Source organism: Sphingobacterium puteale (assembly GCF_003627955.1).
GTDB classification, from domain to species: domain Bacteria; phylum Bacteroidota; class Bacteroidia; order Sphingobacteriales; family Sphingobacteriaceae; genus Sphingobacterium; species Sphingobacterium puteale.
Window position 1 is genome coordinate 25,106 of record NZ_RBWS01000021.1, and the last position, 23,759, is coordinate 48,864.

A 23,759-nucleotide genomic window follows, 5' to 3' on the forward strand; every position below is an offset into this window, starting at 1 on the left:
AGGTAAGAGAGACCTGTCAATGCTTTACTCGCGTGGTGAATCCGTGTTATACTCGGACTCACCACGGACTCACCACGGACTCACCACGCTCTCATTACTGTAACACCCCGAAGCTGATACGACTATATCCCGAAGCAGATACGAAACAGACACGAATCACTATCGTAGGAATGGCGGACTTTAAATAGTCAGAAATTATTTCACATTTCCCATGAGCTTCCGCACAACAGGCGACAATGCGATGAGCACCACACCTGCGATTAACGAATACAAGCCCAATTGCTTATAACTTTCGGTGTACGTCACTAAGTTATCCGTCAGCGAACTTCCTTCTTTTGCATCAGCCATACCCGCACCGATCAAGCCCGCCACATATTGCCCATAAGCACTCGCCAAAAACCACATTCCCATCATAATACCCTGTAACCTTGCCGGAGACAGTTTCGTCATAATGGACAGTCCAATTGGCGAAAGACAGAGCTCCCCGACGGTAATCACTAATAGGGCAAGTGTAAAGATATCCAATGAGGTCATCCCATCATGGGCAAAAAGACGTGTAGCAAAAAGCACATAGTATCCTAGCCCTAGGAAAACAAAGCCCAATCCAAACTTGATAATGGTATTCGGTTCAAGTTTACGTTTTCCCAACCAGATCCAGAATAGTCCAAATAATGGTGCTAAGGCGATAATAAATAATGCACCCCCAGAATTATTGACACCGTTTGGATCAAGTGTCACGGCCCCGAATAAAGAGTCATTCAGGTGCTTGGCAGCAAAGATGCTCAATGAACCACCACTCTGTTCATATATCCCCCAAAAGATAATGGAAAACAAAATAAATACCAGTGCAGCAATTAATTTCTTACGTTCCTCCTTGGTCACTTGTGACATTTCATAAAACAGGTATAAAAGTGTTAATGGGCCAATAGTATACATAAAATAGTCCGTATATTGGGTTTTCGACACCATGATCTGAATTACAGGTATAAAGATCAACGTCAGCGCATATACCGCATATTCAACCCATTTTGGCAAGGCTTTCGTCTTTACGATAGCATCTGGGTGCCCGGGTTGAAGCCCGATGGGTCCAAGGTGTCTTTTGGTAAAGTGAAAATTAATCAAACTTGCCAGCATCCCGATTGCAGCTAAACCAAAGGCAACATTCCAACGGTGAGGTTCGGAGATAACCGAACTCAACATATACCCTTTACCGATAGCGACACAAACATAGCCTCCTAAAAATGCACCTAGGTTGATCCCGGCATAAAACAGCGAGAAACCACCATCACGACGGCTATCTCCATCACGATAGAGTTCTCCCACCATCGTAGAGATATTCGGTTTAAAAAATCCGGTACCAATAATAATAAATGAGAGACCAAAAAAGAAATATTGATGTGGATCTGCCGCCAGGAAAAGACTCCCTACAATCATTAGTATACCGCCCCAGAACAATGATTTTCTAAAACCCAAAATCTTGTCAGCGAAAAGACCACCAATAAATGTAAAAGCATAGACAAATGCCTGAGTAGCTCCATACTGTAAATTAGCCTCTTTCTCTGCAAAATTCAGTTGTGTGATCATAAAAAACACCAACATGCCCCGCATGCCATAAAAACAAAACCGCTCCCACATTTCTGAGAAAAATAGGCTCCAGATTTGCCGTGGGTACTTGCCCTTAAAATTTTGAATCTCCTCTAATGACTCGTGTTTACTCGCCTCCATACTGTATTTATATTAATCAAAAAAGCTTCTTTCGCAAAAGAAGCTTATATAGTTATTATTTAATTCCGTGCATCAATCTTTTGATCAAAGGATTGAACAGCATGACAAGCAATCCGGCCAAAGCTGGAATCGCTGTAAATAAAAAGAAAAAGTGACTCAACGAATATTCCTGTTGAATTGTTTCCACCTGTCCGCCCAATACCGCTGCAACCTTTTGTGCAATAGCGATCGCTAGATACCAGATACCGAACATAAAAGCCAACATCCGTGCTGGAACCAATTTAGAAACATAAGACAAACCCACTGGTGAAATAAACAATTCACCCAAAGTATGGAATAGGTAAGTCAGGACAAGAAATACCATGGAGATTTTTACTCCAGGAGCTATCCCCCATGATCCCAATCCGATAATCAGGAATCCGATGGCAACCAGAATCAGACCAAATCCATATTTAAATGCTGCCGAAGGATTATATTTCGATTCCCAGATCTTGGAAACTGTGGACGCTAATGCAATAATAAAAAAGGAGTTAAGAATTGAGAACCAAGAGACTTTGATTTCTGAAGCCTCTTTGTTAAACTCCTGATAAAGCATCCAGATTGCTGCACCCCAGATCAGTCCAAAACAGACAAATAAAACGATATTGGATATTGCGATCTTGTTCCAGGTAACCTTGGCCAATTTAATTAAGACCCAACTGATAATTGACAGCGGTACAATGGTTAATAAACCATTGACCACATTAAATGTCATCAATGCAGTGCCTGTAAGCGCTCTGTCGATATTATCTCTTGCGACAATAACCAGTGAAGTTGCGCCCTGTTCAAAGCTCATGAAAAAGAAAATAAGAAAAAATGCCAAAAGCACCACCGCAAACATCCTGTCCCGAACAGTCTTGTCATAACGCAAAATCCGGGAAACGATCAAATAAATAAACAAGATCAATGCAATAATGACCATGATATATTGGCCTCTCAAAAAGGAAGTATCCAGCCTCTCGAAAACATCAATAATGTCATTTTTTGACAAGGGGTCATTAAAAGCATATAAAAAACCTATAATGGATACGATAGCGATCAGCACATAATCTCTTAATGTAAACGGATTTTTGGTATCCGTATCGCTAACCTTGGCTTCTTTCTTTTCACCGGTCGCAGACTTGTCCAAAATACCGAGGTTGCCCATGAGCGGTTTTGCGAAAACAAACTGAAGTGTACCTAAGAGCATAAAAATACCGGCTAATCCAAAACCCCAATGCCATCCATACGTTTCAGCGATATAACCGCAGAGCATCATCCCAAAGAAAGCGCCAGCATTAACCCCCATATAGAATATGGTATATGCGCCATCCTTCTTTTCAGGAAGGTCTTTATACATCTCACCAAGGATTGAAGGCATATTCGGCTTGAAAAAGCCCGTTCCGATAACAAGACAGATCAACCCCAAGAAAAACATAATGGCGGTATCAAAAGCCATTGCGGCATGCCCTAAAGTCATGATCGCCGAACCTATAATAACGGCCTTCCGGGATCCGATATATTTATCAGCAATGATTCCTCCGAGGATCGGTGTCAAATAAAGCATCATGGCATAAGTCCCATACAATGCGCCTGCCTGTTGAGCAGTCCATGCCCAGCCAGAGAATGGACTCCCTTGGATAACCGCAGCAGTTAAAAATTGCATCAATAGGACCCGCATTCCATAGAACGAGAATCGTTCCCACATTTCTGTAAAGAAAAGTACAAACAGCCCTGAGCGCTGCCCTAGTACATTTGATTTAAAAAAATCATTCGACGGGCTTGTAGTGATTTCCCCGTTTTGTCTCCCCATAAGTAATCAACCTTTATTTTTATAAAATACTTACAAAGAAACAAAAACAAAATCACTTTTGACCAAAATAAAGTTGCATAAACAAAAAAAGGTAACCCTTTTGGATTACCTTTTCAGTAACATTTTTAATATGCCCTATCTTTTGTGCAATTGTTCGTAAAGATCAATGACCTTTTTTTGAAGTTCGATAACTTCGCCATCGCGTTGTTGCAACTTTTGCGTTAACGCATTGACCTCATTAACATACTCTTTATCCTCTTCTGAATCAGAAGTGGATAATAGTTGGACAACTGTCAAATTGAATAATTTTGAGATCTGATTCAGGCGAGACAGATTCACATCTGTAATTCCTGTTTCAATTTTTGAAAATGCCGGGATTGAGATATCCAATCGCTTTGCAACATCCTCTTGACTCCACCCTTTTTGGTGTCTAAGTAATCTAATTTTTTTTCCTAATGCATTCATCTGGTAGATATTTTAAACAAAAATAGCAAATAAAAATTAATTTACATTAAATTATAATTTTTTCTTTAAAAATCCCTAAAAAAACGATCGGCAAGAACGGACAGATTAACCCCGTTATAATTATTTAAACTCATAAGTAGTAAATTATAACCTCTGGATTTTACTCCATCTAAAAAAGAATACAAGCCATCTAAACTCACAACAACCTCTAAATCAGTATTATTAAAACTCTTCTTGATATTCTCAGGAACACTTTCAATATTTTTGTTCATTTCCTTACAGGAGTTGATATTCACGTAGACAACAGAGAGATCCGACTCACGCATGGAGTCAGCATATTGTAACAAAAAGCTTGAATCCAAACTATCATACGAGTTTAATTCGATAATTGTGACCAATTTCTGATTAGGAAATTGTTCTTTTACGGCGTGAATACTTGATTTAACCTTATCTGCATTACAAGCATAATCCTGGTAAACCACAGATCCCTCAGAACTGGCTACAAATTCCAGATAACGGATGGAGGTATTGAAACTCTTAATCGCGTCAAAGAACTCTTTCTTCTTAATACCAAGCCATTCACATACTGTATAGGCGCCGGCAATGTTAGACAGATTATGCTTTCCGAATATTTGTAAAGGGACATCTCCATCTGCTGTATTCAGATAAGTAACCCCCTTGTTAATGGTATAATCAGGTATTTTATAACCATGTCTATTGATCTTACAGTCTTTGGTGTCCTGTAAAACACCCTGAAGGACAGCATCTTCTTTATTATAGATCAGCGTACCTTTAGGGGGTATGGAGTCAATAAAATCTTCAAACTGTTTAATATATTCCTCTTTGGATATTTTGGAATTAAATTCATTCCATACAATACCCGAAATTAAGGCAATATTGGGCTTATAATACAAAAATTTGGACTTAGGATCAATTTTGGACGAAACATATTCATCTCCCTCGATAATAATAATCTTATTATTTTTTGTAATATCTACTAATTTATCAAAGCCTCTCAACTGAGCCCCTACTAAATAGTCAAAATCTTTACCTAAGAATCGCATCACATGCATGACCATGCTCGTGATCGTTGTCTTCCCATAGCTACCTGCGATAACTACACGGATCTTATCCTGCGAGAGTTCTTGTATAAACTCAGGAAAAGAATAGATCTTTAAACCTAGTTCCTGTGCTTTTTTTAATTCGGGATTATTTGCTTCCGCATGTGCTCCCAAAATAACAGCATCAATATCATCTGTCACCTTGTCGGAAAACCATCCCAATTGATCTGGCAATAATCCAGCTTCGATAAGATGGGAACGGGAAGGTTCCACAATCTGATCATCAGATCCAGTAATCTGATGCCCTTGTTTTGCCAATGAAATGGCAAGGTTATGCATCACACTACCACCTATCGCTATAAAATGAATACGCATCGCTCTATTACCGTTTCACAAACTTGGCTGCACACCAATTATTTAAAACTTTTTTGGAGATAAATTCAAACCCCAAAGACTCAGCGGCATCAAGCAACATCGCCAAATCTTCCTGTTCATAAAATCCACTTAAGTACAACTCTCCATTTTTATTGATACTTAATGCATACTGCGGCAACTGCTCCAGCAGGATATTTCGATTAATATTTGCTAATATCGTATCGAAAAGACGATCTTTTAACACCTCAAAGGAACCACATATAGCCTCTATGTTGCCAACTTGATTAAGCCCGTTATTTTCAGCGACACTTTCTATGCAGATTTCGTCATAGTCCACTGCCAATACGGCCTTAGCACCTTTTTTTGACGCCAGAATCGCCAGGATACCTGTACCACAGCCCATATCCAATACGTGCTTGCCTTCAAAATCATTTTCCAGGATATATTGAAGCATCATTGATGTAGTCTGATGGTGCCCTGTCCCAAAAGACATTTTAGGATCTATGATGATTTCATAAGGGAAATCAGGTTTTGACTCATGAAATGTAGCCCGTACATAACACTGTCCACCGACTTCTATGGGATTAAAGTTACTTTCCCAAAGTTTATTCCAGTTCTGGTTTTCTATTTCCTGAACCTTATAGTCCACTTCAAGTCCAGCATTAAGATTTAGCATTAACGTTTCTAATGCTTGCAAATCAAGGTTTGCAGCCGGTATATAGGCTGCAAATCCGGATTCGGTATCTTCAAAAGTATCAAAACCAATGTCTGCCAAATCAGATACCAATAGATCCTTTTGCCACTCCTCCCCTGATAGCATTTGAAAGATAACCTCTGTGTATTTCATTTCTAAAAATTAGCCGTTAAACACCTTGGCAATATCAATAAAATCTCTCGATTTCAAAGAAGCTCCTCCGATCAAACCACCGTCGATATCCGCTTGCGCAAACAAATCCTTTGCATTGCCCGGATTACAGGATCCACCGTAAAGGATACTTGTATTATCGGCTATTTCCTGCCCATATTTCTCGGCCACAACCTGACGAATAAACTGATGTACCTCCTGTGCTTGTTCCGGACTTGCAGTAAGTCCTGTACCAATTGCCCAAACTGGCTCATAGGCCAATACCACAGCTGCAAAAGCTTCATTGGATAGATGGAACAATCCATCAGTCAATTGTGTTTTAATTATTTCAAAGAAATCACCGGACTCGCGTTCTTCTTTCGTTTCTCCAATACAAAATATCGGTGTCAAGCCATGTTTCAAAGCAATATCTACCTTTGCAGCCAACAAAGCATCTGTTTCACCAAAATAAGCACGTCTTTCAGAGTGTCCCAAAATAACATGTGAAGCACCGACCGATTTTACCTGAACTGCTGAAATCTCACCTGTGTATGCTCCAGATTCTGCCTGATGAATATTTTGTGCACCAATATTTACATTTGTCACATTCTTGGATAGTTGTCCAAGACTTGACAAATGGATAAAAGGGCTACAAACAACCAATTCTTGATTTCCGATTACCTCATCTTTGGCCATATTGATAATTTCAGAGAATAAACTTAGTCCCGATTGATAGTCTAAATTCATTTTCCAGTTACCAGCTACGATTTTCTTGCGCATGATTTTTACGATTTAATTATATTTTTTGTTAAGTTGATTCAATTCCCTCTTGTGCCGTTCGGGCAGTTCTTCATTTTTTGACATATATAGCGTTTCCAGATACTCCATAAACTTATCAAAGTTATAGTGTTGCGTATCCCCATTAAACACCCAGGCAAACGACGGTACAAATTTAGCATAAAAACTTGTATCTGCCAGCATACTTGCAATTCCAATTACCGTTCCGGTGTTTAAAGAAGAATTAATACCCGTTCGCGTATAATCTCCCATGAAAACGCCGCACTTTAATAAACCGGTATCTCTAAACCCTTCCAGCTTATAATCATAAATTGAGACTGTTTTCAGATTATTTTTAAGGTTCGAATTGGATGTTCCTGCACCGAGGTTACACCAATCGCCAATAACTGAGCAGCCCAGATAGCCGTGATGACCTTTTGCCGAAAAATCACCGATAACCGCATTGCCCACCTCGCCGCCAACGACACTCTTCCTGCCAACTGATACATTTCCATAGATGGTTGCCCCCATTTTTACGACGGCCCCTTTTCCTAAGTATAAAGGCCCGCGTAAATGTGCTCCCTCCATGATGGTGACGCCTTCATCAATGTAAATAGGTCCGGAAGTCGAATTGAGCGTCGCGCATTCCATCGTGACCTGTTCCGCAATATAAAACGCCGTCCCTATCAGCTGATTTGTCGGGGAAACATTGTTAATAGATGTCTTAGCTGCCAAAAGCTTGAAATCATGCTCAATTTCAGCGCCTGTCAATAAAAATAAATCCTCCACCCCTTTCAACAGCGCAATTCCTTCGGTTATATCTTTCAACTTAAGCGCACAGCTTCTGTTATACCGCAAGGCAATAATCATTCCGCCGCACCGCAAGACATCTCCTTCCTCCATGGCCAACACAGCCCGTAAAAACGTCTCAGAAGGAACAACATGTTTGGTCACCCAAACGGCTCCGTCCTCCAGCACTTCGCCTTCAGCAAGTTCCAAATCGAATACTGAGGTCAACCTATGCCATTTCTCCCTTAGCGTCAGAATACCGACACGTAAGTCAAGACAGGATTTAATAAAAGTAAAAGGATATAAGCTCTTTTTATTAAAAGAAGTCAACGGGAAAGTAAGCTTATCCAACGGTCGGACAGCATCAAAACAATCTACAAAAAAGATTTTCACAAAATAAAAATAACAAAAAAAACCCGACAAATAACATTTATCGAGTTCTTAATATTGTAATATACAGATCTGCTACAATTATTTTTTGTTGTAACGGCTACGGAATTTGTCAATACGTCCAGCAGTATCAACCAATTTCATTTTACCTGTATAGAAAGGGTGTGATGTATGAGAAATCTCTAATTTTACAACTGGATACTCATTACCATCTTCCCACTGAATAGTCTCTTTCGTGTCAACACAAGATTTAGTAATAAAAGCATAGTCGTTTGACATATCTTTAAATACAACTAATCTGTAATTTGAAGGATGCAAATCTTTTTTCATTATTATTATGATTACGTATATTCAATTATTGAGGTGCAAAGATAATTTATAAAAATGTAATTTGCAACAATTGCAAAGAATAATTCACTGAATTTTTCCACACTTTCAGTTACCGGCACTTAAACGATTACAAATGTAACAATCTTTATTTATCCCTCAAGAATTATTTTGTTTTCCAACTTTTTTCTCCTAACTTAACTTACTACAATTAAATCATTTACATAATTATGAGCAAATTAGATGAAAAAATTGCTGCATATACTGCAGAATCAAAAAAACTAGGTCTTTCACTGGATGATGCATTTATCGCCAAAGTGACCAAAGGGATGGGACCTTCCATTTACAATGCAGATTCAGAAACTATTGCAGCATCAGATCCCGAGGAGCTTAAACGTGTCAAGCAAAATTTCCTGATCAAAAAATTAGGTCTTAAAGATGGCCCTGATTTAGACAAAGCATTAGAAGAAGTCATTACCACTATTGGTAAATCCAATAAAAATAAATACCGTGTTTTGGTGTATGCTTTATTGGCAAAAAAATTCAAAAAAGAATCCGTTTACCAATAAGCATCAACAATTTGTAATCCAACTTCTATCCAAAGACCAATTCTCCAAAGAATTGAGGCAAATGGAAATTAGGAGTTGGATTATCTATTTTATTCCATGACAAAAAATGCGGATTTTTCAGGTTATCCCCACATTTGTAGAAGTTTCCGTGTATTTTTTTCCCCTTCAGCTCACTTGTATCATCAAATTTAAACACAGCTAGCGGAATAACCTGGATCATGCTCCACCGCTTGTCAGTGCCGCTATGGCGCTCAATCATGGAAAATGCCTGTACCGTCTCTATTTCAGCTGTACTGAGTCTGTTTCTCGTTGATTTATCAGGTGATCCATAACCGATCAAACCAGTTCCTATTAAATTAAATTCGATGTTATAATAATGTTTACGATCGTCAAACGAAATAAAAAATTCCACACAACTATCCTCCCAAACATTTTGATTGACATCCGAGTAATTCCCACGCAATTGCTCCTCTGCGACATCAAACTGCAATAACAGTTCATTTTTTGTATAACCGATCTTAAACTGTACCTGTGGTCTATAAGGATACAGCTCACTCCAATTACAATGGTCTAACGTATGCCATTCGAAATCGCCGACAAGGTCCGAAAGCTGATTAAAATTGAGACTGCCTGTCAAATTTGATGCGATGGGCAGCATGGTTAGTTTCTTCATATGCAATAAAGTTAAGAAAAAGAAGCTTCATCATCCGATGGAAGCTTCTCAACATATTAAAGGTATAAAATCACTAAATACAATCAAAAATTACCTTTCTCATAAATACCTCATTCTTTTCCATCTCCTCCACCAATTTCAACTGTGTATTTGTGCGCACCAAATTATGATCGTCATATTTGGTCTTATAATAATGGTCACCTTCGATGTAATCAGTCAGGAAACGTACCCCTTGCATATAAGGCAATAAAAAAGCACCGTCGACCAAGGTTTCTTTTTCCAGTGTCGTCAAAAATTCGTTTGCCTCTTCCAAATAGCCCTCTGCATAGGCTTTATACAACGAAAGGTTCAGTACGATCTTCGACACATCTTTCTCATCTTCGGCAACAGGGTTAATAATGGTACGGATAGCATCCCCAAAATCATAGGCAACATATCCAGGCATTACTGTATCCAGATCGATCACACATTGCATTTTATCATGGACATCAAGTAATACATTATTAAATTTTGTATCGTTATGTGTAATACGCAAGGGCAATGCACCTTTATTTCCCAAATCCAGGATTGTCTTCATACGGTCTTCACGGCTAAAGATAAAATCCAGTTTATCCTTTATCTGTTCCACACGTTGGCAAACGTCCAGTGCGATAGCTTTCCGAAGATTATCAAGCCGAAATTCGATATTATGAAAATTAGGAAGTACTTCAACAATCCGGGAAGCATCGAGGTCAGAAAGCTGCTTCTGAAACAGTCCAAAGGCACGTCCACCTTCGGCCGCCTGCACCTCAGTCTCCACGATATCATAACTCTTAGTACCCTCAATCAGGATAAACATACGCCAGTAATTCCCCTGACTGTCCTTTGTATATAACTTACCCTCCAGTGTAGGAATGATCGTCAGGACATGATCACTGACCCGTTTTCCTTCAGCAACTTTTACTTTCTTACTAAGATGTTTTGTTACAATTTCTATATTATGCATTAAACCGTCCACATTTGGGAAAACGTGATGGTTAATGCGTTGCAATAAATGCGATATTCCACTATTTATGGAAGTAATTACGCGGTAAGTATCATTGATATGACCAGAACCAAAAGGCTGCACTGAAATGATATCTCCTTCTAATGTGAATTGTTTTGCTGCGTTCTCTACTACTAATTGGTTAAAATCAGACATTAAACTATGTTTTTTAAATCATCAATGTGCTTGCAATATCACAAATTGAATTAATAAATGAGAATTTTTATTTCAATCAAACGATTGCATGAAATTTAATAAATTTAAACAATCGTTTGCACTTTCATTTATAGCAAATGAAATAATATATTTGTTGATAAGAGCCAGTCTCATAGATGGTTCTTATCAAGAAGAAATAACTAATATACAAACTCCTCATATCTCAAAACAATGGATAGAAGAAATTTCATTAAATCAACTGCCATCACTACCGCTGGAATAGGCGTTCTTTCAAGCACAGACTTATTCGCCCAAACAAATGGGAAAATAAAAATCGGCTTTATCGGAGTTGGCCTACGCGGCCGTAACCATGTTCAGATTGCCTTAAACAGAGACGATTTAGAAATTGTTGCTGTATGCGACACACAAGAAGAATCTCTTGCACAATGCCGCAAACAGTTCAATGCCAAAGGCACCAAACTTCCAAAAGAGTATACAGGAGGAGTAGATGCTTATAAAAAAATGCTGAGCAGTGAAAAATTAGATGCCATAATCATCGCAACACCTTGGCAGTTTCACAAAGACCAGGCTATTGATGCCATGAAAGCTGGTTTATATGTAGGCTGTGAGGTTATCGCGGGCCTAACCGTTCAAGACCACTGGGATGTCGTAAAAGCATCTGAAGAAACTGGCAAGCCTTACATGACATTGGAAAATGTTGCTTTCCGTCGCGATGTACTTGCAGTTTTAAATATGCACAGACAGGGCTTATTCGGTGAATTGTTACACCTTGAAGGGGGGTATCAACATGATTTACGTGAAGTTCTTTTCAATGACGGAAAAAATTATTACGGACACGGTGTTGAATACGGAACGAAAGCAATTTCGGAAGCGCAATGGCGTACGCAATTCAACATTGACCAAGATGGTGACCTATACCCGACACACGGTTTAGGCCCGATCATGCAATTTGTTGACATCAACAAAGGCAATAGATTTACTCACATTACATCTTACTCAAGCAAAGCGCGTGGCTTGGCAGCATATGTCAATAAAGTATCACCGGGACATCCAAATAGTAAATTAAACTATAAAAACGGCGATATTACACAAACCATGTTGCAATGTGCAAATGGGGAAACGATGTTATTGACACACGATACGCACTTACCAAGACCTTATTCTATCGGCTTCCGTGTGCAGGGTACTGAAGGCATCTGGATGGACGTCGCTAAAGGCATTCACATTGAAGGGAAATCCAAACCGCATACCTGGGATTCAGCAGACGAATGGGTTAAAAAATATGACCACCCGATCTGGAAAAAATATGAAGAATTAGCGACTGGTTCAGGCCATGGGGGGATGGACTGGTTTGTGTTCAACGCGTTTATCCAAGCTGTAAAACAAAAAGTCCAAACGCCGATCGACGTTTATGATTCGGTGACCATGAGCGCAGTATTCCCACTCTCTACGGAGTCCATCGAAAAAGGTAATAAAACCTTAGCGTTCCCAGATTTTACAAAAGGAAAATGGAGAACAAAGAAAAATACCTTTATGCTTGATGATAGCGGTATGTAAGACCCCAAAAAATAATATAAACGAAAGAAGCTGTATCTCGAAAAGATACAGCTTCTTTCGTTGTACCCTTTAATATAATCCCGATAGTTCTACCATTTAGCCTTCCTTTTTCTTAAATTAGCCTTCACAAACAATTTTTCGATAACATTATGCTCACTGAAGCAATTATAATCTTAGTATTAATCATCTTAAATGGAATCCTGTCTGCCTCTGAGATTTCAATCGTATCCAGCAGAAAAGCGCGTTTACAGGCCGAGAGCGACAAGGATAATCCTGCCGCCAAAATTGCATTGCATCTCAAGGAGTCTCCCAATAGTTTCCTTTCAACAGTGCAGATTGGGATCACCTTGATCGGTATCTTAACAGGTTTCTTTTCTGGAGGCAGCATCTCTGCGTACCTGATCGAAGTTTTTAATAAATCGAGCATACTCGCCCCCTACAGTCAGCAGCTGGCAGTTATTCTGGTGGTGCTGATCATTACCTATTTTTCATTAGTTCTTGGTGAACTGGTGCCAAAGCGTATCGGGATGGCTATTCCTGAAAAATATGCCATGCTCATTGCCTACCCCATGAATTTGCTCAGCAAGATCGTAAAGCCTTTTGTCTGGCTATTAAGTGCCTCTACTGAATTTATTGTCAAGATCCTCAATATCAAGAGTACGGGAAACAGTGTCACCGAAGAGGAGATCAAAGCATTGGTGGATGAGGGGGTCGATAGTGGCGTAATTGAAGGTATTGAGCATGATATTGTAGATCGTCTCCTAAGTTTAGGCGACAAAAAGGCCATCAACCTGATGACTCACCGTAAACACATTGTATTTTTGGATCTGGAGGACAGCTTCGAGGAAAATAGACAGATTATCCTTGATAATGACCATTCTATCTATCCCGTCTGCGAAGGTGGGCTTGACAATATCAAAGGGGTAGTCCATGTCAAATCCCTGCTTAGGCAATGTTTTCAGAATAAGCCTTTTAATCTCCGGGAGCTCCTGCTTCCGATCAAATTTGTCAATGAATTCAGCTCTTCCTACAGCATCATGAATACCTTACGGACATCTCGGGTACATCAGGCTGTTGTAATCGACGAATACGGCTCGCTACAGGGTATCATAACACTACGCGATATCGTAGGCGATCTCGTTGGTAACATCACCGAAAGCGATATCAGTGTACGCCCGACCATCCGTCAACTGGACAACGGGGATTATGTCGTGGACGGGCAGTATCAGATTGAGGACCTCCTGGATGAATTTGAAATAGGACTTTCCGAAGAAGATGAAGATGACATCAATAACGTCACTACAGTCGGCGGATTGGTTTTCCTGCTACTGGACCACGTCCCAGAAGAAGGCGAACGCGTACGTTTCAAAAATATGATATTTGAAGTATTGGATATGGATGGCAACCGTATAGATAAATTATTGTTAAAAATCGAGGAATAAAAAGAGGATTATCCCTTTCAGTAACAACAGAGGGCCGATCATAAATGATCGGCCCTCTGTTGTTATTATAATATTATGACAGCCATCTTAGTTAATGCCATGCATCATCTTTTTCAGAATAGGATTGAAAACAATCAGTAATAGCGCGGTCACCCCTGGAACAATGGCAAAAATCATAAAGAAATAAGACATCGAATGTTCCGCTGTAATTTTATCGATATAGGATCCTAAAAATCCACCAATGAAATTAGCGATAGCTGAGGCACAAAACCAGCAGCCAAAAAGTAAACCTAAAAACTTCTTTGGAGAGAGTTTACTGACATAGGAGAGTCCTACCGGAGATAGACAAAGTTCTCCAGCTGAATGGAAAAAATAGGCGATAACAAGCCAGATCATGCTAACTGAGGCAGTTTTCGCTCCCTGTGGGATATCACTTGCGCCATAAGCCAGCGCAGCGAAGCCAATACCGACCAAGATCAGGCCCAAAGCAAATTTGACCGGTCCAGAAGGGTTCCAGATTTTTTCCCAGAATTTACTGAAGGATGAGGCCAACGAAATAATAAAAAATGCATTCAATATCTGGAACCAGGAAGCGCCAACCTCGGAACCGGTTATACCAATCTCACGAAATACTTTCCATAAGCCCAGGCACCAGATAATACCAAAGGAAATCGCTGTAAACAAAATCGTCAATGGATATTGTTTATAGATCTTTCTGGCAAGAGCAGTCAATACAATAGTTACAATAACAATCGGAACAATCGTTAGGATAGTATCAATCCATTTAAAGGCTACTGCTGAGTCGCCTGAAAGTATACGCTGTGTATAATCTTTGGCAAAAATAGACATGGAACCTCCGGCTTGCTCAAAAGATAAAAAGAATACCACACTGGCAAGCATGAATATTGTAACGACAATAAGGCGGTCTCTAACGACATTACCGGGAATAACCTCATCAACCTCTTCTTTATTTTTGACTTTCTCGTCATGATGAGCCTGTAGAGCTTTGGGAGTATCGCCAATAATTCCGAATATTTTCTGTCCAAAATAGAATTGTAACATTCCAAAGAACATAAAAACCCCTGCTAAACCAAATCCATAGTGCCAACCTATCTTCTCACCGATATAGCCACACAAAAGCATTCCTAAAAATGAACCAGCATTGATACCCATATAGAAAATCGTATAACCTGCATCTTTCTTCGCACTTTTATCTGGGTATAGGTTTCCAACCATTGAGGAGATATTTGGTTTAAACATCCCATTTCCCAAGATCATCAAGAGTAGACCTAAGAAAAAGAAGCCTGAATTGACAGCCTCAAATGCCATGGATAGGTGACCCAGCGTCATAATCAACGCACCGATCAAGATAGCCTTTTTAAAACCGGTCAATTTATCCGCAATCATACCACCAATCAGCGGGGTCAAATAAACAAACCCTGTATATAAACCATATAACTTCATTGCGCGTTCATTGCTCCATTCCCATCCCCCATCAGCGATCGTACTGATTAAAAATAAAGTCAACAGCGCCCGCATTCCATAATAACTAAAACGCTCCCACATTTCCGTAAAGAACAGCACAAATAATCCTGCAGGATGCCCATTTACCATCTTGTCATCTATCCCCTGCTTGGCCAGATGTGCTACAAGAACTTGATCTTTTTCTTGATTCATATAATTTCAATAATTGTTTTATAACTCAGGTTTTGTTTTTAATTTGATAAAAATCGCATGAAGATACACTATTTTTCTATGAATTAGTCAATTCCATGCATCATCTTTTTTATTTTTTTATTACCAAGCAGCAGAAATACAGCTGCTATCATGGGTATCAGGGTAAACACTGCAAAGAAAAATGACATGGAATGGGACTCGGTTATCTTATCAATGTAAGAACCAATAAATCCACCGATAAAATTAGCGATGGCATTGGCACAAAACCAGAAGCCAAATAGCAGCCCTAAGAATTTCTTTGGCGACAATTTACTTACATAAGACAAGCCCACCGGGCCAATGCACAGCTCACCAACGGTATGAAAAAAATAGGCCGATACCAACCAGATCATACTGACCGAAGCCGTCTTCGCTCCCGTTGGAATCTCGGCGCTTCCTATGGAAAGGGCAGCAAATCCAACTCCCACCAAGGTCAAGCCCATGGCGAACTTAATCGGTCCCGATGGGTTCCAGACGCGCTCCCAGATCTTGCTAAAAGAAGTGGCCAGTGTAATAATAAAGAAAGAATTGAGCATGGGAAACCAGGAAACTGTCACTTCTGAATTCATACCATGGTATTCGCGATAAACCTTCCATAGGCACAAAGACCAAATAATCACAAATGAAATGCTGGAGAAGAGTATAATTAAGGGATATTTACGAATTATCTTTTTCGCCAAGACAAGCAATACAACAGTAATCACGATAATGGGCACAATCGTTAATGCAAAATCCGCCCATTTAAAAATAGTAGCAGCCTCTCCGCTCAATACCCGCTGGGTGTAATTTTTAGCGAATATGGTCATTGAGCCACCTGCCTGTTCAAAAGCCAAATGGAATACAATACTTGAAAACATGAAAATCGCAATGACTAACAGGCGGTCACGTACAATATGTTTTGGATGTTCATCATCGGAATTCAGCTCCTCCGAAACAGTGTTTTCTTTTTCTGGTGTATCGCCTATTTTTCCAAAAATGCGTTGTGCAAAATAAAACTGCAACATCCCCAGAAACATAAATATCCCGGCAAGTCCAAAACCATAATGCCAGCCTATCTTCTCCCCAATATAACCGCACAGCATCATTCCCAGAAAAGCACCACCATTGATCCCCATGTAGAAGATCGTATATCCGGCATCTTTTTTCCCGCCTCTATCGGGATAAAGTTTACCCACCATCGAAGAAATATTGGGTTTGAACAGACCATTTCCCAGAACGATAAGTACCAATCCTGCGAGAAAGAAATTTTTGTTGAATCCCTCCATGGCCATCGAAATATGGCCGAGGGTCATGATGATCGCGCCTACCATAATGGACTTTTTATAGCCAGTCAGCCGATCCGCAATAATTCCACCAAACAACGGTGTTAAAAACACCATCCCTGTATATAGACCATACAGTTTCATTGCTTCCGAATTTGTCCAGCCCCAGCCATGTTGAGCAATGGTGGAAACCAAAAAGTTTACCAATAGCGCTCGCATGCCATAGTAACTAAAACGTTCCCACATCTCCGTAAAAAACAAGACAAATAATCCTGCTGGATGTCCTTTCACCAACACTTGTTCAGCGCCCACTTTATTTAAATGAGATTCCAGAACAGCATCTTTTTCAAAATTCATGTTTTCTAATCGTTATTTTTCAATATCAGGTAGTGCGATTTCAGCTTATCCATTTTTAGCCAGCCAAATTACGCTATGTTAAGTTATCAAGGCTGTTACAACACATCCGACAACCGAATCAGTTTACAAGTTAAATATGGACAAAAATCTAGATTTAATTTAAAAGGGTCCATCCGTTCAAAGGAAAGACTTTTTTAAAAGCAAAGTTCTTTTCAATCGCATGAAAAGAACTTTGTGTTTTTATATTAGATCAATGGACGCAATCGTTCCAATAATTTTTTAGTTGCGAAGATTCCTTCTTCTTCACTTAATTTACTTCCTTCATATTCAATGCCCACATATCCTTTGAATTTTGCCTTTTTCACGATCTTTAGCATGCGTTCATAGTCGATTTGGGTTTCATTACCATTAGCATCAAAATCATGTGTTTTGGCACTGACCCCATGCGCATAAGGCATCAAGTCAGTCACACCCTGGTAACGGTCATATTCATAGAAATTACCCAAATCAGGTAAGCTTCCGCAATATTTGCTTCCTACAGCTTTTAAAGTTTTGGCCAACCAGTCACCATGTGAAGAAATACCGCCGTGATTTTCCACGATAATACTAATACCTGCTTTTTTTCCGATATCAGATAAGGTTGTCAGGCTCTCCACCACACGCTTGCTGACCTCATCGGGAGTTCCCTTGCCGGCAGCATTTACACGGATGGCATGACAACCCAAAAAGTTCGCTGCAGAAATCCATTTATAGTGATTTTGTACCGCCTGCTTTCTTTTCGTTTCATCTTCATCACCTAGATTTCCCTCACCATCAATCATAATCAAGACGTTTCTTACACCATTATCTTTTGCGCGCATGTTGAGTTCAGTCAGATAATTGTTGTCATTAGCCTTGTCTTTAAAGAACTGATTGACATACTCTACACCATAGATACCATATTTTTTTGCCGCTACGACCGGAAAGTCCAAATTGTTCAAATCACCTTTAAACAATGTTTTATGCAATGACCATTCTGCTAAGGAAATGTCAAACCAATCTTTCTTTGCTGCGGCAAAACTCTCCAGCGATGGCGCCAATGCTATACCGGCAGAGGCTAATGCAAGGTTTTTAAGAAAATCTCTTCTAGAATTCATGTGTTTAGATTTAAAGTGTGTTATTTATATATTCCCCCAGCCAGTGGTCAGTACATCCACAAGGTGCATGGTCTGGATAGGTAATTTATGTTTATCAATATAAGCTTGCAGCTGCAACAAGCAGGACGAATCCGTCGAAATAATATAGTCAGCATTCAATGCCATGGCATTTCTGACTTTTTGTTCTGCCATGGCGGCCGATATCCCTTCAAACTTAACAGCAAAACTTCCACCAAAACCACAACAGGTTTCACTATCCTTTACCTCCAGCATTTCCAATCCCAGCACCTTACTCAGCAACTTCCGGGGTTCATCCTTGATCTTGCATTCACGCAGGGCCGAGCAAGAGTCATGATATACCCCAACACCCTCCAACTCAGCTCCGAAATAATCCTTTTTCAGTACATTGACCAAAAAATCGGAAATCTCCATGACCTGTTGTTGTATTTTATGACATTGGTGAGAATCGGCCGAATTCGCGAACAGGTCGCTATAACTATTTCTGACCATACCGGTACAGGAAGCCGAAGGAGAAATAATGACATGATCGCCCGAAAAATCTTCTAGAAACTTCCTTCCTACCTGCTTTGCATCGTCCCAAAAACCAGCATTATAAGCAGGCTGTCCACAACAGGTCTGACCGGGGTTATAAAGCACTTCACAACCTACTTTTTCCAATAAACGAATCGTATTAAAAGCAGTCTCCGGATAAAGCTGATCTATAAAACAAGGAACAAAAAGTTCTACCTTCATATTTAATTCAATCAATAAAATTAAGATTTATTGGATATTAATATCCGCACCAAAAGTAACAATCCAATTACAAAAAATAAAGAAAGTACCAGTGCAGAATAACGAATATTGTGCGTGATCTGTTCAATCAGGCCAAAGGAGAACAGACCGATGACGATTGCCACTTTTTCTGTAACATCATAAAAAGAGAAAAAGGCCGTCGTGTCCTTAATATCTGTTGGGATCAGTTTAGAGTATGTCGATCTCGATAAGGACTGTATTCCCCCCATGACCAGACCGACCAATGCAGCAATAATATAAAATTGCATCGGAGTGGACAGATAAAATGCAGCAATACAAATTGAGATCCAAATCATCACAACGACGATCAACACCTTAATATTTCCAAAAAGCTTCGATAAATAAGACATCAAAAAAGCTCCTAAAATTGCGACAAGCAGGATTAAAAGAATGGTTGCAATGAGCCGCTCGGCACCAAGATGAAGAATTTTTTCACCAAATGATGAGGCGACAATCATCAGTGTCTGTACCCCGATCGCATAAAAGAAAAAAGCGGGCAAAAACTGTTTAATCTCAGGGATGCCTTTGATTTCATGGATCACGTGGTTAAATTCGTCCCGTACATTCTGTATAAAGCTTTTCCCTAAATTATTGCCCGTGGGTTCAATTTTAGGTAAATATTTAAATGGGATCATGGAGAATCCCAGCCACCACAGCCCTACCATCAGAAAAGATATTCGGGCCGGCAACGATGGATCTGTAATTCCAAACCATTCCGGCTTCAGAACCACGATAAAACAAAGAATCTGTAAAGTTACACAACCGATATAGCCAAAAGCAAAGCCCTGTGCGCTCACACGGTCCTGCTGATCTACCGTCGCTAACAGGGGCAGGTATGAATTATTGAACAAAACACCACCAATATAGCCCATTGCAGCCAAAGCAAAACATACAATACCGATCTCCAAGGTTTCCAGTTTAAAGAAAAACAGGCACATACATGCGATCGCACCAACATAGGTAAAGAGTTTCATGATCTGTTTCTTTAAACCCTTCGCATCAGCGTAGGATGATATAAAAGGCAAAGAAAATGACATCAGCAAGTAAGCTGCAGCCAGTGAAAAATTGGAAAGCGCTGTATTGACAATCTCAATACCAAAAAATTTAACGACATCACCATGCTCTTTTGTCGTTGTTATTGCTGTATAATATACAGGAAAGATGGTTGAGGTAATTACGAGGTTATAAGCAGAATTGGCCCAATCAAACATCGCCCAGGAACGAATGAGTTTTTTATTGTTTTTTGCAATTGCTTCCATTTAAATTGGCTTAATAAGTTTGACGAATATAAGTAATTATTTTAGCCATTTCTTTACGAATTACAGCTGCGCGATCATCAATATAATTATTATTCATAAAAGAGAAAGCAAGCCGTCTTCCGGATCGTGTGATCAGATAACCGCTCTGATTATACACTGAGGTAATTGTTCCGGTTTTTGCAAATACAAAAGGCTCCCCTTGGTCTTTACTATAGGTCCGTTTCAAGGTACCATCTACTCCGCCGGCAGGAAACAGCCGAAACAGCACCTTTTCATCGGGTATCTTATTTTTCAGAAGCACCAGAAGGTCAACGTTATTCTGTGGTGTAACCTTGTTATAGGAAGACAGCCCCGACCCATCAAAAATTGCCACTTCATCTGAAAAAAAGCTATAGACCTTATTTTTCATCCAATCCCGCACAAGATAAGTATCGAACTGTCCAAATTGTTTCCGGGTACACATCATCAAAAATTGCTCAGCAATAAAATTATCACTGGGCAACATCATTTCACGTAGGAGATTTTTGGTTTCTCCTGAATACAATATTTTTGTATCATTTGGTTTTTTATAGGCCAACAGATTTACCTTCTTGCCCAGCGTATCCGACAACAATTTCACAAATAAACTATCGGAATAGATAAAAGGTACCTCATTGACATAATCATTTGGTACGGGTCGTTTTGACATCCAGAAAGTATTGCTCCGAAACGAGCGTGAAAGTTCAAAGTCACCCAATTTAGGTTGCGGTAAAAAATCCAGATCCTTTTGAAAATACCCCGGAGAAGTGTTTAAATGGTTGTATCCCTTTTGACGAAAAGTAACCACATTTCCATAGATCGGGAAGGTACTTATTTCAGGCTGATAATATGCCTCAAAATCCTCCATTGCCCAACCATGTGCGTAGAACTTATTCTTCATTGTTCCGGGCACCATATAGATCGTTTTGTTCGTTCTTTTCAGAAAATTATAGACCACCCGCGTATCCAGCCGATTGTGCAAAAAAGTCGGATCACCTGTTCCCCAGATCAGTAAAGAATCGCCGCGTTCGACGTACTCCAACCCGGGTATGGAGTCTCCCAGAAGCTCCAGTGCGGCATAAGTCGTATACATTTTAGTATTCGAAGCCGGTGTAAAATGTTTATTGCCATTGACGTCCATGACAAACTTATTTGCCGTTAAATCATATAATGAAAATCCATAAAAATGGTCATTCAATATTTTGGATTCCTGAAGCATCCGATAGACGTCTTCAAAATCCTGGGACTTTACAATACGGGTAGAAAATAGGGCAAGCCAAAGCAGTAATATTGTACGCAGGGAATTTTTCATTGGTTCAAACATACAAAAAAGAGCACTAACTCCATTTCTCCCATTGCCAAAATTCAGATACAAATCAGTTAAAACAGCAAAAGGAGGATTAATTTCCTCCTTTTGCATTTATTACATCAGTTATTAGTAGCCTGGGTTCTGTGTGAGGCTACCGTTACTTTTATTGATTTCCTCCTGTGGAATTGGGAAATAAGCATTTTTATCCGCATATGCTTTGCTTTTAAAGACGGGGAGAATACCGCCTTCAAACTTTGCATAATTTGCGATAACCTCTTTTGCTATACCCCAGCGCACCAAGTCAAAGAAACGGTGACCTTCCATGGCAAGTTCCAATCTTCTTTCAAATCGGACAGCTTTGCGCGCCTGATCTGGACTCGAAAACGCTGGATAGGGTTTAACCAGATACTGCGCTGCGACGGCCCCGCTTCCAGTTCTTTTTGCAGGCAGTTTTGCGGCACGCAACCGAATAGAGTTAACATATTGTAAAGCATTTGGGAGATTCCCCAGTTCAATCTCGCATTCCGCAGCCATGAGAATGACGTCCGCCAAACGCATGATATTCACATCTAAATCGGTTACATAAGCTGCACCGGCCTGAGTATGGGCAGCATGTTGACTTTTTGGAATCATCGTCTTTATACCTGTAAATGGACCTCCATGCGGGCGACGACCTTCTTCAGGCCGCAACCAAGCATCACCGGGAAACTCCCCATAATCCAGGAAGTTGACACCCCGACGGCCGACCGTATAATCAAGACGTGGATCAAATCGCAAATTCAGATTTAATTCGTATTTTTTGATCGCTGCTGTATCAGTCAGCAGGATATCGGATGTATAAGGGTTATCACGGTATGAATCATCTAACATTGGAAGTCCATCTGCACCTACCTTATAAGCGTTAACAAGATCTATGGACGGTTGGTAAAAACCACAACAACCGACAGGATTCGTTCCATTCAAACCGCTCAACATATCGCCCACATTGGCATTGTCACCCCCACCATCAGGATTGATGGCATGCTTGGCCACCAAAAGCGCTTCAAGGCCATTTTCCTTATTCACGTCATAATTATCCTGAAAAGGCATTGTTGTGATGTCCCGACTGCCAATGACCTCCTTAAATAAAACCAAAGCTTCAGCATATTTTTTCTGATAGAGATATAATTTTCCCAAATAGGCTTTTGCAATACGCTGATCCATGCGTCCCCCTTCATCATTGATCTTCTTATCTGGTAGATTTGCTATAGCAATTTTCAGATCGCTTTCAATCATCGGTTGTACATCCTTGTCATTTTTAACAACCTTTGCATCATCAATGCTTGTATTTTCATCTATATAGGGAATATTTTTAAATACACGCCACAGAAAAAAGTAGTAGTGCGCACGCAACAATTTCGCTTCACCTTCGATTTCTTTTGCACGCTCGGCTTTAACTGTTTTGCCACCATCTTGATCTTGCTTCAACAAGCGAAGAGTGGTATTCGCACGAAGTACCCCTTCATAATACACCTGCCACATGGTGCTCAGGTTGTCGTTGGAGGAAATGGTAGTAAAAGATTCGATCATATTCATGTTCGGCTGGTCGGTGATCACCGATCCTTTGTGCGCATTATCGGATGTAATTTCTCCGAAAATCCATTGACTTGGCGCCGACCCATAGTTCCCCCAGGTCCCATTTATATTACCGTTCATAATTCCATAAGCGCCGATCAGAGTGGCTTCTACCCCTTTTTTTCCCTCTATTTGCTCTTCGATCAATTCCCCTTGGGGATTTTTTTCCAAAAACCCTTTACTGCATCCAAACATGCCAAAAGTTGTCAGTCCCAACAGACTGTATAATAGAATAGTTCTCTTTTTCAT

Annotated in this window: 20 protein-coding genes; 3 read left to right on the plus strand and 17 right to left on the minus strand. The window is 39.9% G+C overall.

What is annotated here, in order from left to right:
* Positions 1 to 195: 195 nt before the first annotated feature.
* The 8 genes from D7322_RS22740 to D7322_RS22775 form a co-directional block, all read right to left on the minus strand.
* Positions 196 to 1,725, minus strand: a complete 1,530-nt coding sequence (locus tag D7322_RS22740; RefSeq protein WP_121126499.1) for a peptide MFS transporter — start codon at positions 1,723 to 1,725, stop codon at positions 196 to 198.
* A 55-nt stretch (positions 1,726 to 1,780) separates the two neighbouring features.
* The gene (locus D7322_RS22745) at positions 1,781 to 3,556 is read right to left on the minus strand and encodes a peptide MFS transporter (RefSeq protein WP_121126500.1); all 1,776 of its coding nucleotides are present in this window, start codon (positions 3,554 to 3,556) and stop codon (positions 1,781 to 1,783) included.
* A 135-nt stretch (positions 3,557 to 3,691) separates the two neighbouring features.
* The gene (locus D7322_RS22750) at positions 3,692 to 4,021 is read right to left on the minus strand and encodes a helix-turn-helix domain-containing protein (RefSeq protein WP_070566095.1); all 330 of its coding nucleotides are present in this window, start codon (positions 4,019 to 4,021) and stop codon (positions 3,692 to 3,694) included.
* Positions 4,022 to 4,086: 65 nt separating this feature from the next.
* Entirely contained in the window at positions 4,087 to 5,457 is a 1,371-nt protein-coding gene (locus D7322_RS22755; RefSeq protein ID WP_121126501.1) for a Mur ligase domain-containing protein, read from the minus strand.
* A 7-nt stretch (positions 5,458 to 5,464) separates the two neighbouring features.
* Entirely contained in the window at positions 5,465 to 6,304 is an 840-nt protein-coding gene (prmA, locus tag D7322_RS22760) for a 50S ribosomal protein L11 methyltransferase (RefSeq protein WP_121126502.1), read from the minus strand.
* Between the two features lie 9 nt (positions 6,305 to 6,313).
* Entirely contained in the window at positions 6,314 to 7,081 is a 768-nt protein-coding gene (tpiA, locus tag D7322_RS22765) for a triose-phosphate isomerase (RefSeq protein ID WP_121126503.1), read from the minus strand.
* Positions 7,082 to 7,093: 12 nt separating this feature from the next.
* Positions 7,094 to 8,260, minus strand: a complete 1,167-nt coding sequence (locus tag D7322_RS22770; RefSeq protein WP_183078814.1) for a putative sugar nucleotidyl transferase — start codon at positions 8,258 to 8,260, stop codon at positions 7,094 to 7,096.
* A gap of 78 nt (positions 8,261 to 8,338) precedes the next feature.
* A complete protein-coding gene (locus tag D7322_RS22775) occupies positions 8,339 to 8,587 on the minus strand; it encodes a type B 50S ribosomal protein L31 (protein WP_077437478.1) in 249 nt (82 codons plus the stop codon).
* A 227-nt stretch (positions 8,588 to 8,814) separates the two neighbouring features.
* Between D7322_RS22775 and D7322_RS22780 the strand changes: the two genes are divergently transcribed.
* Positions 8,815 to 9,153: a DUF2853 family protein gene (locus D7322_RS22780; protein ID WP_077437479.1), complete on the plus strand. Its 339-nt coding sequence runs from the start codon at positions 8,815 to 8,817 to the stop codon at positions 9,151 to 9,153.
* A gap of 25 nt (positions 9,154 to 9,178) precedes the next feature.
* On the opposite strand, the gene D7322_RS22785 is transcribed toward D7322_RS22780, so the two are convergent.
* Together D7322_RS22785 and D7322_RS22790 are read right to left on the minus strand one after the other, a co-directional pair.
* The gene (locus D7322_RS22785; RefSeq protein WP_121126505.1) at positions 9,179 to 9,826 is read right to left on the minus strand and encodes a carbohydrate-binding family 9-like protein; all 648 of its coding nucleotides are present in this window, start codon (positions 9,824 to 9,826) and stop codon (positions 9,179 to 9,181) included.
* A 73-nt stretch (positions 9,827 to 9,899) separates the two neighbouring features.
* Entirely contained in the window at positions 9,900 to 11,006 is a 1,107-nt protein-coding gene (locus D7322_RS22790) for a phosphotransferase enzyme family protein (RefSeq protein WP_121126506.1), read from the minus strand.
* A gap of 231 nt (positions 11,007 to 11,237) precedes the next feature.
* On the opposite strand from D7322_RS22790, the gene D7322_RS22795 reads away from it, so the two are divergent.
* Together D7322_RS22795 and D7322_RS22800 are read left to right on the plus strand one after the other, a co-directional pair.
* Positions 11,238 to 12,584: a Gfo/Idh/MocA family protein gene (locus D7322_RS22795; protein WP_121126507.1), complete on the plus strand. Its 1,347-nt coding sequence runs from the start codon at positions 11,238 to 11,240 to the stop codon at positions 12,582 to 12,584.
* 149 nt (positions 12,585 to 12,733) lie between these two features.
* Positions 12,734 to 14,026 carry a hemolysin family protein gene (locus D7322_RS22800; RefSeq protein ID WP_121126508.1) on the plus strand — a complete coding sequence of 431 codons (1,293 nt, stop codon included), beginning with the start codon at positions 12,734 to 12,736 and terminating at the stop codon, positions 14,024 to 14,026.
* An 87-nt stretch (positions 14,027 to 14,113) separates the two neighbouring features.
* Here the strand turns inward: D7322_RS22800 and D7322_RS22805 are convergent, their stop codons facing one another.
* The 7 genes from D7322_RS22805 to D7322_RS22835 form a co-directional block, all read right to left on the minus strand.
* Positions 14,114 to 15,703: a peptide MFS transporter gene (locus D7322_RS22805; protein ID WP_121126509.1), complete on the minus strand. Its 1,590-nt coding sequence runs from the start codon at positions 15,701 to 15,703 to the stop codon at positions 14,114 to 14,116.
* Positions 15,704 to 15,786: 83 nt separating this feature from the next.
* A complete protein-coding gene (locus D7322_RS22810; protein WP_121126510.1) occupies positions 15,787 to 17,361 on the minus strand; it encodes a peptide MFS transporter in 1,575 nt (524 codons plus the stop codon).
* Positions 17,362 to 17,606: 245 nt separating this feature from the next.
* Positions 17,607 to 18,497, minus strand: coding sequence for a TIM barrel protein (locus D7322_RS22815; protein ID WP_121126511.1), 891 nt, complete (start codon positions 18,495 to 18,497; stop codon positions 17,607 to 17,609).
* 24 nt (positions 18,498 to 18,521) lie between these two features.
* The gene (locus tag D7322_RS22820) at positions 18,522 to 19,250 is read right to left on the minus strand and encodes a (Fe-S)-binding protein (protein WP_121126512.1); all 729 of its coding nucleotides are present in this window, start codon (positions 19,248 to 19,250) and stop codon (positions 18,522 to 18,524) included.
* Between the two features lie 20 nt (positions 19,251 to 19,270).
* A complete protein-coding gene (locus D7322_RS22825; RefSeq protein ID WP_121126513.1) occupies positions 19,271 to 20,569 on the minus strand; it encodes an MFS transporter in 1,299 nt (432 codons plus the stop codon).
* 10 nt (positions 20,570 to 20,579) lie between these two features.
* A complete protein-coding gene (locus D7322_RS22830; RefSeq protein ID WP_183078815.1) occupies positions 20,580 to 21,899 on the minus strand; it encodes a D-alanyl-D-alanine carboxypeptidase in 1,320 nt (439 codons plus the stop codon).
* Positions 21,900 to 22,022: 123 nt separating this feature from the next.
* Positions 22,023 to 23,759 (minus strand): RagB/SusD family nutrient uptake outer membrane protein, encoded by a 1,737-nt coding sequence (locus D7322_RS22835; protein WP_121126515.1) that lies wholly within the window; start codon positions 23,757 to 23,759, stop codon positions 22,023 to 22,025.

Excerpts from the sequence above, each read along its gene's own strand:
- D7322_RS22755 (WP_121126501.1), bottom strand. The coding sequence starts at position 5,457 with ATGCGTATTCATTTTATAGCGATAGGTGGTAGTGTGATGCATAACCTT.
- D7322_RS22815 (WP_121126511.1), bottom strand. The coding sequence starts at position 18,497 with ATGAATTCTAGAAGAGATTTTCTTAAAAACCTTGCATTAGCCTCTGCC.
- D7322_RS22785 (WP_121126505.1), bottom strand. The coding sequence starts at position 9,826 with ATGAAGAAACTAACCATGCTGCCCATCGCATCAAATTTGACAGGCAGT.
- D7322_RS22745 (WP_121126500.1), bottom strand. The coding sequence starts at position 3,556 with ATGGGGAGACAAAACGGGGAAATCACTACAAGCCCGTCGAATGATTTT.
- D7322_RS22790 (WP_121126506.1), bottom strand. The coding sequence starts at position 11,006 with ATGTCTGATTTTAACCAATTAGTAGTAGAGAACGCAGCAAAACAATTC.
- D7322_RS22780 (WP_077437479.1), top strand. The coding sequence starts at position 8,815 with ATGAGCAAATTAGATGAAAAAATTGCTGCATATACTGCAGAATCAAAA.
- D7322_RS22775 (WP_077437478.1), bottom strand. The coding sequence starts at position 8,587 with ATGAAAAAAGATTTGCATCCTTCAAATTACAGATTAGTTGTATTTAAA.
- D7322_RS22810 (WP_121126510.1), bottom strand. The coding sequence starts at position 17,361 with ATGAATTTTGAAAAAGATGCTGTTCTGGAATCTCATTTAAATAAAGTG.
- D7322_RS22830 (WP_183078815.1), bottom strand. The coding sequence starts at position 21,899 with ATGAAAAATTCCCTGCGTACAATATTACTGCTTTGGCTTGCCCTATTT.
- tpiA (WP_121126503.1), bottom strand. The coding sequence starts at position 7,081 with ATGCGCAAGAAAATCGTAGCTGGTAACTGGAAAATGAATTTAGACTAT.
- D7322_RS22740 (WP_121126499.1), bottom strand. The coding sequence starts at position 1,725 with ATGGAGGCGAGTAAACACGAGTCATTAGAGGAGATTCAAAATTTTAAG.
- prmA (WP_121126502.1), bottom strand. The coding sequence starts at position 6,304 with ATGAAATACACAGAGGTTATCTTTCAAATGCTATCAGGGGAGGAGTGG.
- D7322_RS22800 (WP_121126508.1), top strand. The coding sequence starts at position 12,734 with ATGCTCACTGAAGCAATTATAATCTTAGTATTAATCATCTTAAATGGA.
- D7322_RS22795 (WP_121126507.1), top strand. The coding sequence starts at position 11,238 with ATGGATAGAAGAAATTTCATTAAATCAACTGCCATCACTACCGCTGGA.
- D7322_RS22835 (WP_121126515.1), bottom strand. The coding sequence starts at position 23,759 with ATGAAAAAGAGAACTATTCTATTATACAGTCTGTTGGGACTGACAACT.
- D7322_RS22805 (WP_121126509.1), bottom strand. The coding sequence starts at position 15,703 with ATGAATCAAGAAAAAGATCAAGTTCTTGTAGCACATCTGGCCAAGCAG.
- D7322_RS22820 (WP_121126512.1), bottom strand. The coding sequence starts at position 19,250 with ATGAAGGTAGAACTTTTTGTTCCTTGTTTTATAGATCAGCTTTATCCG.
- D7322_RS22750 (WP_070566095.1), bottom strand. The coding sequence starts at position 4,021 with ATGAATGCATTAGGAAAAAAAATTAGATTACTTAGACACCAAAAAGGG.
- D7322_RS22825 (WP_121126513.1), bottom strand. The coding sequence starts at position 20,569 with ATGGAAGCAATTGCAAAAAACAATAAAAAACTCATTCGTTCCTGGGCG.